This window comes from Streptomyces sp. NPDC018833 (assembly GCF_044390825.1).
Lineage (GTDB): Bacteria > Actinomycetota > Actinomycetes > Streptomycetales > Streptomycetaceae > Streptomyces.
Map to the genome: position 1 here is coordinate 160,013 of NZ_JBIRZM010000009.1, position 12,591 is coordinate 172,603.

Genomic DNA, 12,591 nt, shown 5'->3' on the forward strand with positions numbered 1-12,591 from the left:
GTGCCAAGTGGCTACACTGACCCTTTGCGCTGCCTGTTAGCTGCCCCCTGCCCGTCACCAGGGGCATGCCCATACCTGAGCATCGGTTGAAGATCCGCCCTTAACCAGGCTTTCTCTCTCCGTGCACAGCATGGGACCGGTACGCGCGTAGTGAGTCCGAGCCCTCGGAAGGACCCCCTCTTGGCCGCCTCGCGCAACGCCTCGACCGCGAATACGAACAACGGCGCCAGCACTGCCCCGCTGCGCATCTCCTTTGCAAAGATCAAGGAGCCCCTCGAGGTTCCGAACCTCCTCGCGCTGCAGACCGAGAGCTTTGACTGGCTGCTCGGCAATGCCGCGTGGAAGGCTCGTGTCGAGGCGGCTCTCGAAAGCGGACAGGACGTCCCCACCAAGTCCGGTCTGGAAGAGATCTTCGAGGAGATCTCGCCGATCGAGGACTTCTCCGGGTCGATGTCGCTGACCTTCCGCGACCACCGCTTCGAGCCTCCGAAGAACTCGATCGACGAGTGCAAGGAGCGCGACTTCACGTACGCCGCCCCGCTCTTCGTCACCGCCGAGTTCACCAACAACGAGACCGGCGAGATCAAGTCCCAGACGGTCTTCATGGGCGATTTCCCGCTCATGACCAACAAGGGCACCTTCGTCATCAACGGCACCGAGCGTGTCGTCGTGTCGCAGCTGGTGCGCTCGCCGGGTGTCTACTTCGACTCCTCCATCGACAAGACGTCCGACAAGGACATCTTCACGGCCAAGATCATCCCGTCCCGGGGTGCCTGGCTGGAGATGGAGATCGACAAGCGCGACATGGTCGGTGTCCGCATCGACCGCAAGCGCAAGCAGTCCGTGACCGTCCTGCTCAAGGCGCTCGGGTGGACCACCGAGCAGATCCTCGAGGAGTTCGGCGAGTACGAGTCCATGCGCGCCACCCTGGAGAAGGACCACACCCAGGGCCAGGACGACGCGCTGCTCGACATCTACCGCAAGCTCCGCCCGGGTGAGCCGCCGACGCGTGAGGCCGCTCAGACGCTGCTCGAGAACCTCTACTTCAACCCCAAGCGCTACGACCTCGCCAAGGTCGGCCGCTACAAGGTGAACAAGAAGCTCGGCGCCGACGAGCCGCTGGACGCGGGTGTCCTCACCACCGACGACGTCATCGCCACCATCAAGTACCTGGTCAAGCTGCACGCCGGCGAGACCGAGACGGTCGGCGAGAACGGCACGCAGATCGTCGTCGAGACCGACGACATCGACCACTTCGGCAACCGTCGTCTGCGCAACGTCGGCGAGCTCATCCAGAACCAGGTCCGTACGGGTCTGGCTCGTATGGAGCGCGTCGTGCGCGAGCGCATGACGACTCAGGACGTCGAGGCGATCACGCCGCAGACCCTGATCAACATCCGGCCGGTCGTCGCCTCCATCAAGGAGTTCTTCGGCACCAGCCAGCTGTCGCAGTTCATGGACCAGAACAACCCGCTGTCGGGTCTCACCCACAAGCGCCGTCTGTCGGCGCTCGGTCCGGGTGGTCTCTCCCGTGAGCGGGCCGGCTTCGAGGTCCGTGACGTGCACCCGTCGCACTACGGCCGCATGTGCCCGATCGAGACCCCTGAAGGCCCGAACATCGGTCTGATCGGCTCGCTCGCCTCCTACGGCCGCGTCAACGCGTTCGGCTTCGTTGAGACCCCGTACCGCAAGGTCACCGACGGCCAGGTCACCGACGAGGTGGACTACCTGACCGCCGACGAGGAGGACCGCTTCGTCATCGCGCAGGCGAACGCGACCCTCTCCGAGGACCTGCGCTTCACCGAGGCCCGCGTGCTGGTCCGCCGTCGTGGCGGCGAGGTCGACTACGTTCCGCCGACCGAGGTCGACTACATGGACGTCTCGCCGCGCCAGATGGTGTCGGTCGCGACCGCCATGATTCCGTTCCTCGAGCACGACGACGCCAACCGTGCCCTCATGGGCGCGAACATGATGCGCCAGGCCGTTCCGCTCATCAAGGCGGAGGCCCCGCTCGTCGGCACCGGCATGGAGTACCGCTGTGCCACCGACGCCGGCGACGTCATCAAGGCCGAGAAGGACGGTGTCATCCAGGAGGTCTCGGCCGACTACGTCACCGTGGCGAACGACGACGGCACGTACACCACGTACCGCGTCGCGAAGTTCTCCCGCTCCAACCAGGGCACCTCGGTCAACCAGAAGGTCGTCGTCTCCGAGGGCGACCGCGTCATCGAGGGCCAGGTCCTCGCCGACGGTCCCGCCACGGAGAACGGCGAGATGGCGCTCGGCAAGAACCTGCTCGTGGCGTTCATGCCGTGGGAGGGTCACAACTACGAGGACGCGATCATCCTGTCGCAGCGCCTCGTGCAGGACGACGTCCTCTCCTCGATCCACATCGAGGAGCACGAGGTCGACGCCCGTGACACCAAGCTCGGCCCCGAGGAGATCACCCGGGACATCCCGAACGTCTCCGAGGAGGTCCTCGCCGACCTCGACGAGCGCGGCATCATCCGTATCGGTGCCGAGGTCGTCGCCGGCGACATCCTGGTCGGCAAGGTCACGCCCAAGGGTGAGACCGAGCTGACCCCGGAGGAGCGGCTGCTCCGCGCGATCTTCGGTGAGAAGGCGCGTGAGGTGCGCGACACCTCGCTGAAGGTGCCGCACGGCGAGACCGGCAAGGTCATCGGCGTGCGCGTCTTCGATCGCGAGGAGGGCGACGAGCTTCCCCCGGGCGTCAACCAGCTGGTCCGCGTCTACGTGGCCCAGAAGCGAAAGATCACCGACGGTGACAAGCTCGCCGGCCGTCACGGCAACAAGGGTGTCATCTCCAAGATCCTGCCGATCGAGGACATGCCGTTCCTGGAGGACGGCACCCCGGTCGACATCATCCTCAACCCGCTGGGTGTCCCGTCCCGAATGAACCCGGGACAGGTCCTGGAGATCCACCTCGGCTGGCTCGCCAGCCGCGGCTGGGACGTCTCCGGCCTGAGCGAGGAGTGGGCCCAGCGTCTGCAGGCCATCGGCGCCGACGACGTCGCGCCCGGCACCAACGTCGCGACCCCGGTCTTCGACGGTGCCCGCGAGGACGAGCTGGCCGGCCTGCTGCAGCACACGATCCCGAACCGGGACGGCGAGCGCATGGTGCTCCCGACCGGTAAGGCGCGCCTGTTCGACGGCCGCTCCGGCGAGCCGTTCCCGGACCCGATCTCGGTCGGGTACATGTACATCCTCAAGCTCCACCACCTGGTCGACGACAAGCTCCACGCCCGTTCGACCGGTCCGTACTCGATGATCACCCAGCAGCCGCTGGGTGGTAAGGCCCAGTTCGGTGGCCAGCGATTCGGTGAGATGGAGGTGTGGGCGCTGGAGGCGTACGGCGCCGCCTACGCGCTCCAGGAGCTGCTGACGATCAAGTCCGACGACGTGACCGGCCGCGTGAAGGTCTACGAGGCCATCGTCAAGGGCGAGAACATCCCCGAGCCCGGCATTCCCGAGTCCTTCAAGGTGCTCATCAAGGAAATGCAGTCGCTCTGCCTCAACGTGGAGGTGCTGTCCTCGGACGGCATGTCCATCGAGATGCGCGACACGGACGAGGACGTCTTCCGCGCTGCGGAGGAGCTCGGTATCGACCTGTCCCGGCGCGAGCCGAGCAGCGTCGAAGAGGTCTGACGGGCCCGGTGGGGGGCTCTCACAACGAGCCCCCCACCGACCCCCGGGACCGTACAGACCACTGATACAGAGCCCGTTTTCCGCTGACGCGGAGGGCACAACCCCGAAAGAGGGATTGACGAAAAAGTGCTCGACGTCAACTTCTTCGACGAGCTGCGGATCGGCCTCGCCACCGCGGACGACATCCGGACCTGGTCCCACGGCGAGGTCAAGAAGCCGGAGACCATCAACTACCGCACGCTCAAGCCCGAGAAGGACGGACTCTTCTGCGAGAAGATCTTCGGTCCGACCCGGGACTGGGAGTGCTACTGCGGCAAGTACAAGCGTGTCCGCTTCAAGGGCATCATCTGTGAGCGCTGTGGCGTAGAGGTCACGCGCGCCAAGGTGCGCCGTGAGCGGATGGGCCACATCGAGCTTGCCGCTCCCGTCACCCACATCTGGTACTTCAAGGGCGTCCCGTCGCGACTGGGCTACCTGCTGGACCTGGCGCCGAAGGACCTCGAGAAGGTCATCTACTTCGCCGCGTACATGATCACGTTCGTGGACGAGGAGCGCCGCACGCGCGACCTGCCGTCGCTGGAGGCCCACGTCTCCGTCGAGCGCCAGCAGATCGAGAACCGCCGCGACGCCGACCTCGAGGCCCGCGCCAAGAAGCTCGAGACCGACCTGGCCGAGCTCGAGGCCGAGGGCGCCAAGGCCGACGTGCGCCGCAAGGTGCGCGAGGGCGCCGAGCGCGAGATGAAGCAGCTGCGCGACCGCGCCCAGCGCGAGATCGACCGTCTCGACGAGGTGTGGAACCGCTTCAAGAACCTCAAGGTCCAGGACCTCGAGGGCGACGAGCTGCTCTACCGCGAGCTGCGCGACCGCTTCGGCACGTACTTCGACGGCTCGATGGGTGCCGCGGCGCTGCAGAAGCGCCTGGAGTCCTTCGACCTCGAGGAGGAGGCCGAGCGCCTCCGCGAGATCATCCGCACCGGCAAGGGCCAGAAGAAGACCCGTGCGCTCAAGCGCCTCAAGGTCGTCTCCGCCTTCCTGCAGACGTCCAACAGCCCCAAGGGCATGGTGCTCGACTGCGTGCCGGTCATCCCGCCGGACCTGCGTCCGATGGTGCAGCTGGACGGTGGCCGCTTCGCGACCTCCGACCTGAACGACCTGTACCGCCGTGTCATCAACCGCAACAACCGCCTGAAGCGGCTTCTCGACCTCGGCGCGCCCGAGATCATCGTGAACAACGAGAAGCGCATGCTCCAGGAGGCCGTGGACGCGCTCTTCGACAACGGCCGTCGTGGTCGCCCGGTCACGGGCCCCGGCAACCGTCCGCTGAAGTCGCTGTCCGACATGCTCAAGGGCAAGCAGGGCCGCTTCCGTCAGAACCTGCTCGGCAAGCGAGTCGACTACTCGGCGCGTTCCGTCATCGTCGTCGGCCCGCAGCTGAAGCTGCACCAGTGCGGTCTGCCCAAGGCCATGGCGCTGGAACTCTTCAAGCCGTTCGTGATGAAGCGCCTGGTCGACCTGAACCACGCGCAGAACATCAAGTCGGCCAAGCGCATGGTCGAGCGCGGCCGCACCGTCGTGTACGACGTCCTCGAAGAGGTCATCGCCGAGCACCCGGTGCTGCTGAACCGTGCGCCCACGCTGCACCGCCTCGGCATCCAGGCCTTCGAGCCGCAGCTGGTCGAGGGCAAGGCCATCCAGATCCACCCGCTCGTCTGCACCGCGTTCAACGCGGACTTCGACGGTGACCAGATGGCCGTGCACCTGCCGCTCTCCGCGGAGGCGCAGGCCGAGGCCCGCATCCTGATGCTGTCCTCGAACAACATCCTCAAGCCGGCCGACGGCCGTCCGGTCACCATGCCGACCCAGGACATGGTGCTGGGCCTCTTCTTCCTCACCACGGACGAGGAGGAGCGCGAGGTGCGCGGCGAGGGCCGTGCGTTCAACTCCACCGCCGAGGCGGTCATGGCCTTCGACGCCCGGGAGCTCTCGCTCCAGGCGAAGGTCGACATCCGCTTCCCGGTCGGCACCATCCCGCCGCGCGGCTGGGTTCCCCCGGTCGCGGAGGAGGGTGAGCCGGAGTGGCAGCAGGGTGACAGCTTCCGCCTGCGGACGACCCTGGGTCGTGCGCTCTTCAACGAGCTGCTTCCCGAGGACTACCCGTTCGTCGACTACTCGGTGGGCAAGAAGCAGCTCTCCGAGATCGTCAACGACCTGGCCGAGCGCTACCCCAAGGTCATCGTGGCGGCGACGCTCGACAACCTGAAGGCGGCGGGCTTCCACTGGGCGACCCGTTCCGGTGTCACCGTGGCCATCTCCGACGTCGTCGTGCCCGAGGCGAAGAAGGCGATCGTCAGGGGTTACGAGGAGCAGGACGAGAAGGTCCAGAAGCAGTACGAGCGCGGTCTGATCACCAAGGACGAGCGCACCCAGGAGCTCATCGCGATCTGGACCAAGGCGACCAACGAGGTTGCCGAGGCCATGAACGAGAACTTCCCGAAGACCAACCCCATCTTCATGATGGTCAACTCGGGTGCTCGTGGAAACATGATGCAGATGCGTCAGATCGCCGGTATGCGTGGTCTGGTGTCCAACGCCAAGAACGAGACGATCCCGCGTCCGATCAAGGCGTCGTTCCGCGAGGGTCTGTCCGTGCTGGAGTACTTCATCTCCACGCACGGTGCCCGCAAGGGTCTGGCGGACACCGCCCTGCGTACCGCCGACTCGGGTTACCTGACCCGTCGTCTGGTGGACGTCTCGCAGGACGTCATCATCCGCGAAGAGGACTGCGGCACCGACCGCGGCCTCAAGCTCAAGATCGCGGAGCGTGGCGCCGACGGCAGCCTGCGCAAGACCGAGGACGTCGAGACCTCCGTCTACGCCCGGATGCTCGCCGAGGACGTCGTCGTCGACGGCAAGGTCATCGCGCCTGCCAACGTCGACCTCGGTGACGTGCTCATCGACGCGCTGGTCGCGGCCGGTGTGGAGGAGGTCAAGACCCGCTCGGTCCTGACCTGTGAGTCCGCGGTCGGCACCTGTGCGTACTGCTACGGCCGTTCGCTCGCGACCGGCAAGCTGGTCGACATCGGTGAGGCGGTCGGCATCATCGCCGCCCAGTCCATCGGTGAGCCCGGCACGCAGCTGACGATGCGTACCTTCCACACCGGTGGTGTGGCCGGTGACGACATCACCCAGGGTCTGCCCCGTGTCGTCGAGCTCTTCGAGGCTCGTACCCCCAAGGGTGTCGCCCCGATCTCGGAGGCGGCCGGCCGCGTCCGTATCGAGGAGACCGAGAAGACCAAGAAGCTCGTCGTCACCCCGGACGACGGCAGCGACGAGACGGCGTTCCCGATCTCCAAGCGTGCCCGTCTGCTGGTCGGCGAGGGCGACCACGTCGAGGTGGGCCAGAAGCTCACCGTGGGTGCCACCAACCCGCACGACGTGCTGCGCATCCTCGGCCAGCGCGCCGTCCAGGTCCACCTGGTCGGCGAGGTCCAGAAGGTCTACAACTCGCAGGGTGTGTCGATCCACGACAAGCACATCGAGATCATCATCCGGCAGATGCTGCGCCGTGTGACGATCATCGAGTCCGGCGACGCGGAGCTGCTGCCGGGCGAGCTGGTCGAGCGCTCGAAGTTCGAGACCGAGAACCGTCGTGTGGTCACCGAGGGCGGTCACCCCGCCTCCGGCCGTCCGCAGCTGATGGGTATCACCAAGGCCTCGCTGGCGACCGAGTCGTGGCTGTCGGCGGCGTCCTTCCAGGAGACGACCAGGGTCCTGACCGACGCGGCGATCAACGCCAAGTCGGACTCCCTGATCGGCCTCAAGGAGAACGTCATCATCGGTAAGCTCATCCCGGCCGGTACGGGCCTGTCCCGCTACCGCAACATCCGGGTCGAGCCGACCGAGGAGGCCAAGGCCGCGATGTACTCGGCCGTCGGCTACGACGACATCGACTACTCGCCGTTCGGCACGGGCTCCGGCCAGGCCGTTCCGCTGGAGGACTACGACTACGGTCCGTACAACCAGTAAGTAGGACGAACGAAGGGCGGTCACCCGTACGGGTGACCGCCCTTCGGTCTTTCATCGGCTCGCCATCTCCCACAGGGCGAGGCCGAGCCCGGAGGTGGCGGTGAGCGCGGCGATCGAGGCCAGCGGCCATCGGGCGCGTTCCAGCGCGTCGAGCCGGGCCTCGTGGTCGGCGAGCTGCTTGTCGGTCTGATCGCTGCGCTGGACGAGCAGCGCGAGTGAGCCGTCGACCCGGGCGAACCCGGCCTCCAACGTGCCTCGCAGCCGTTCCAGTTCCAGCGCCACCGCCACCGGGTCGTTCGGATCAGACTCGGTCATCGGCCGCCCCCGGGGTGGTGCGCAGCCAGCCAGGGAGCAGGCGCTGGACGGCCGGGAGGGCCATCACCCGGGTGAGCGCGCCGGCGACGGCGAGCGCTCCGACGACCCAGGGGAGGGTCGCCGGAACGCCGGCGGCGTCCACGATCGCGGGAAGCACGACGGCGATGCCGACCGCGGTCTGCACGACGGTGCGGGCGGTCCGCTTGGTGTTCTCGGACAGGGCCATGGGGGCTCCTCAGAGGGTGTGGGGGACTTTGAGCGCGTTCCAGGAGATGGCGCCCGGCCAGCCGTCGGCGTCGGCGCCGCGGAAGCCGAGCTTGCGCTGCCAGGCGGCGTACGACTGGCGGTCGGACTCGGACCAGCGGGGGCCCGGGCCGACCTTGTAGCGGCCGCAGCCCTCGGCGACCAGCCGGCGGCCCATCGCGGTGACGATCGGGGAGCTGGGGTTGCTCTTGAAGAACGCCGTGCCGGGGAAGCGCTGGTAGCGCGGGGCGGCCGGCTGCGGCGGGGCCGGGGGCTGCTTCGACGGGGCGGAGGCGAGCCTCTTCTGGACCCGGTCGCGCATGCCCGGCATCGCGAAGCCGCGCGGGTCGCTCTTCCAGTCGGACCACTCCAGGTGGCCGATGACGGACTTGGCGCCCCAGCCATGGGCCCGGCAGAGCGCGGCGGAGGTCCGCTCGATGGCGTCGAGCTGGGCCGCCGGCCAGGGGTCGGTGCCGTTGCCGAGGTTGACGCACTCGAAGCCGTAGAAGCGGGAGTTGCCGTCGACGGCGCCGGAGCTGCCCTGGTGCTCGCGGGGGGTGGGCGGGCAGGTCCCGTAGGTCTCGGTGATCACTGCCTGGAGGACCGAGGGATCCCCGCCTCCCGCGTGGTTGGCGCGTCCGTTGGCGACGAGATGGACCGTGCCGTCCTTGGCGATCACGCCGTGGCAGAGCGGGCCCGGCAGTCCGTCGTAGCCGTTGTAGCAGAGCTCGACGGACGAGGCGGTGCCGCTGGAGACGGTGTGGTGGATCATCACGCCGACAACGGGGCCCCAGGCTCCCGCCTGGTTGCGGTGGTGGGTGCGCCAGCCGCCGTGCTCGACGACCTTGACGCCTTCGGCGCGAAGCGCGGCGAGGAGCCGGTCCGCGGTGAGGGGAGTGGCCATGGGTGACCTCCAGGCTTTCGGGGCATGAAAAAGACCCGCTCGGGGGCGGGCGTCGGGTGGTGCCGGGGCGATGCGGGTCTACGGTGCCGCGGGCGGTTCCCAGGTCGCGCACAGGGCGGCCTGCGCGGCGCGCCGGGTCTCGAAGTCGGCGAGCGCGGCGTCCACGGCCTGCTGGACGGCGGCGGTGTCCGGCGCGACCGGAGTTCCGCCCGAGGCGTTGAGGATCACGAGCCCGTTGCCGCGCAGGACTGCGCCCTCCGCGCCGTACTCCTCGATCTGGGCGGTGATGTACACCGGCGGGTACTCGCCGGTGAGCGGGTCGGGCCGGAGGACCCCGTCGAAGGTGTTGTCGTAGACGCGGATGTTGACCGTGTGACCGCTCTCGCTCACGGCGGCGCGGCCGGCGTAGTCGATGGCCACGCCCCAGGGCTGGGCCGGGTCGATGATCACGATGTGCTCCTCAGCTCTGCCGGCCGTACATGACGTACGGCTGGGCGTACACGGTGCCGCTCGCACTCGTGACGATGGCCTGGATCTCCACGGTCACACTGGTGCCGAAGCGGGTCTGGATGTCGGCGACGATCGGGCCCGTGTGGTCGAAGGTCGTGCCCGCGTTGACGGTCGGACCCCACTGGGCGCCGTCGACCAGGACCTTCACCTGTCCGGCGGCCCCGGAGGAGAAGCGCGTGTACACGCCCAGCCGCATCAGCGGCTGCCAGATCGGGTTGAGGGACCGGGCGATGGTGCTCCACGTCGTCGACGTGGTCTGCGACCAGTTGATCGAGGCCAGGTCCTGCGGCGGCAGCATCTGGAGCCAGGGCCGGGCGAGCCCGCCGGCGCTGATGTCGTCCGAGAAGAGCTCGTGCTCGTACGCGTCGAACAGGCGCAGCACCTGCTTGGCGGTGTCGGAGCCGTTGCCGTTGTACAGGGCCAGGGCCCGCTCGCCGGTCTGGCGGCGGATCGTGAGCCCGTACTCCTTGTCGTTCTCGTTTGTGCCCCACTTGCCGACCTGGAGGACGGCGGTCTCGTTGGGCAGCTTCACGGTGAGCGCGCCGTTGGTGATCTCGTTGAGCGCGGGACGGGTGTTGACCGCGGTGGACAGCGCCTGGATCCGGCGTTCCATCTGGGTCAGCCGGTCGATGATGTCCTCGGGCAGCTGAGGCATCAGGCCTCCTCAAGGTAGAGCTCGGCGGTGTCGGGGCGGCCCCGTTGCGGCGGACTGACCTTGACGCCGATGATCCGGTAGCGGGCGTCGAGGCCTTGGGGGTGCCACTCGTCGGTGATCCGGATCCGTGCGAAGCGGCCCAGGAGCGCCGGCGGGACGACCCCGCCGAGGCGGATCTTGATCTCGGGGATCAGCACGGCGCCGCGGACCTGGGCGAGGTTCGCGGCGGCCAGGGAGTTCAGCGCCGCCTGGCTGGTGATCTCGTTGTGGTCCGACGAGAGGTCGATCCGCGGCCAGCCGCCGTCGAGCAGGTCCTGGGCGACGGCCGGGGGCTTGGAGTACAGCGGCCGGGACTCGGCGGCGGCGTTGTTGTTGACGGACGCGCCGCGGGCCACGGAGGTGGTGCCACCGCGGGTCGCGTCGCGCGGGAAGGAGTACGACAGGATGGTGCCGGGACGGTCGAAGACGAGATCGGTGGCGCCGGTACGGATCTTGGGGGAGCCGAGCCGCAACTGCCGGACGCGCTCGCCGGTGACCGGGTCCCGGAACACCATGATCTGCTGCTCGAACCCGTTCTCCAGGGTGGCGAGCTGTGCGATCGCCTCCGAGTAGACGGTCTCGTCGCCGTCGCGCCAGGCCGCCGTCCGCTTGACGGACGAGGTCTCCGCGCCGACCTTGACCCGGATGTTGCCGTCGTCGGTCTTCTGGAGGTGGTTCCAGAGAGTGCGGGCGATCTCCAGCTGGTCGGTCGGCGTCGTGAACTTGATCTCTTCGCGGATGCGGCGCCGGGCCGCGTAAGAGTCGAAGGTGGCGGCCTGGATGGCCAGGGTCAGCACCCCGCGCTCGCTGCTCTGCAGGGTGCTCGTCCAGATGATGCCGCCCCACCACAGGTCCCCGCCGCGCTCCAGGTAGACCGCGGTGCGGCCCTCCTCGACCTGGCGGACGCGCCCGGCGATGGCCTTGTCCGGTATGGGTACGGTGCCGGACAGCGAGCCGGCCTTGCCGATGTAGTCGTCGAACTGGACGTCCTGCAGAGGCAGGATGTCGATGGTCTGGTCGGAGAGCAGATCGCAGAAGATCGCCCGATAGGGCGTGTCGAGGCTCATCGGGCTCCCCTCAGAGGACGTAGGTGGCGGAGACGCGCAGGTTGCGGCCGGCGACAAGGGCGCCGTTGGGGGACCAGGTACGCAGAATGACCTGCCCGCTGGTCGAGATGTAGGCGCCGCCGTTGGCGAAGCCGTCGCAGGCGGTGGTCTCGACGTCGAAGGCGGGACGCCAGCCGGCGGGCAGCGTGCAGAGCTGCTCGTCGGTGATGTTGCCCGCGCTGTTGGCGTTGATGTCGGCGCCGTTGCGGGTGAGGACCACGGTCAGGGTGACGATGCCGCGGGTGCGGCGCGCGTTGAAGGACTGCAGGGTCCAGCCGGGCAGGGCCGTGACGCCGCTGGTGAGGGTCTCCACCTCGACCGGAGGCTGGTAGGTGACCCACATGGTGCCGTTCCAGCGCTGGATCACCCCGCCGGCATCCCGGAACTGGCCGGGGTAACTGCCGGTGGACAAAGCGCCGTTGGGGGCGATGCCGCCGATCTCCTTCGGGTACGCGACCCAGGCCGTGCCGTCCCAGCGCTGGAGGAAGTGCGAGTTGTCGTTGTCCTGGTACTGGCCCGGGTACGCGCCGGGCAGGGCGCCGTTGTTGTAGACGGGAAGGATGCCGCCGACGCCGGCGACCGTGACGCGCAGGTCGGTGACCGTTCCGGTGGTGGTCCAGGGGATGCCCCCCGTACCCGCGGAGGTTCCGGCCGGGACGCGGACCGAGAACAGCGTCAGCGAGAGCGCGGGTGCGGCCGGCGCCACCGGAGTGGCGGCAGGGGTGCCCCGGACGATCTCCAGGGCGGCTTCGCTCCTGGTCGAGCCGTCGAACTGGTCGTCGTACACCCGCAGCACGACGAGGTCGACACGCGGGTTGAGCGGGTCGCCGTCGGCGAAGGTGATGACGGTGTCCGAGTCGAGGGCGACGGGATACGCGCCCTGGGGCTCCGGGCCCTGGATGACGGCCCGGCCGTGGTAGACCGTGGCCGACATCGGGCCGTTGGAGCTCATCCACAGGCCGCCGACGCGGTACTTGCCGTCGTACGTGCCGGGGAGGATGCCGGACCGGGAGGCGAACGGGCCGGCGGGGGTGGTGGCGCCGAGTGCGGTGTGGCGGGTGTCGAGGCGGGTCTGTCCGGTGGGGGCGAGCCAGCCGTTGCGAAGAACCATGGGAAGTCTCCTGGGG

At 68.4% G+C, this 12,591-nt stretch carries 9 protein-coding genes; 2 read left to right on the top strand and 7 right to left on the bottom strand.

The genetic code is table 11. The features are described from left to right. Positions 1–180 precede the first annotated feature (180 nt). Together rpoB and ACH5AF_RS19905 are read left to right on the top strand one after the other, a co-directional pair. Positions 181–3,666, top strand: a complete 3,486-nt coding sequence (rpoB, locus tag ACH5AF_RS19900) for a DNA-directed RNA polymerase subunit beta (protein WP_215183683.1) — start codon at positions 181–183, stop codon at positions 3,664–3,666. Between the two features lie 126 nt (positions 3,667–3,792). Continuing rightward, positions 3,793–7,692, top strand: coding sequence for a DNA-directed RNA polymerase subunit beta' (locus ACH5AF_RS19905; protein ID WP_398902942.1), 3,900 nt, complete (start codon positions 3,793–3,795; stop codon positions 7,690–7,692). A gap of 51 nt (positions 7,693–7,743) precedes the next feature. Here the strand turns inward: ACH5AF_RS19905 and ACH5AF_RS19910 are convergent, their stop codons facing one another. The 7 genes from ACH5AF_RS19910 to ACH5AF_RS19940 form a co-directional block, all read right to left on the bottom strand. After that, positions 7,744–8,007 (bottom strand): hypothetical protein, encoded by a 264-nt coding sequence (locus tag ACH5AF_RS19910; RefSeq protein WP_307713985.1) that lies wholly within the window; start codon positions 8,005–8,007, stop codon positions 7,744–7,746. Beyond that, on the bottom strand, positions 7,994–8,227 hold the full coding sequence (locus tag ACH5AF_RS19915; protein WP_398903038.1) for a hypothetical protein: 234 nt from the start codon (positions 8,225–8,227) through the stop codon (positions 7,994–7,996). Before ACH5AF_RS19915 ends, ACH5AF_RS19910 begins: the two co-directional genes overlap by 14 nt. A gap of 15 nt (positions 8,228–8,242) precedes the next feature. Then, positions 8,243–9,154: a peptidoglycan-binding protein gene (locus ACH5AF_RS19920; RefSeq protein WP_398902943.1), complete on the bottom strand. Its 912-nt coding sequence runs from the start codon at positions 9,152–9,154 to the stop codon at positions 8,243–8,245. A 78-nt stretch (positions 9,155–9,232) separates the two neighbouring features. Further along, complete coding sequence (locus ACH5AF_RS19925) at positions 9,233–9,604, bottom strand: ATP-binding protein (RefSeq protein ID WP_398902944.1); 372 nt, start codon at positions 9,602–9,604, stop codon at positions 9,233–9,235. Positions 9,605–9,614: 10 nt separating this feature from the next. Next, positions 9,615–10,319 (bottom strand): hypothetical protein, encoded by a 705-nt coding sequence (locus ACH5AF_RS19930; protein WP_398902945.1) that lies wholly within the window; start codon positions 10,317–10,319, stop codon positions 9,615–9,617. Next, positions 10,319–11,425 (bottom strand): hypothetical protein, encoded by a 1,107-nt coding sequence (locus ACH5AF_RS19935; RefSeq protein WP_398902946.1) that lies wholly within the window; start codon positions 11,423–11,425, stop codon positions 10,319–10,321. The genes ACH5AF_RS19930 and ACH5AF_RS19935 overlap by 1 nt, the downstream gene beginning before the upstream one ends. A gap of 10 nt (positions 11,426–11,435) precedes the next feature. Then, positions 11,436–12,575: a hypothetical protein gene (locus tag ACH5AF_RS19940; RefSeq protein ID WP_398902948.1), complete on the bottom strand. Its 1,140-nt coding sequence runs from the start codon at positions 12,573–12,575 to the stop codon at positions 11,436–11,438. Between the last annotated feature and the right edge of the window lie 16 nt (positions 12,576–12,591).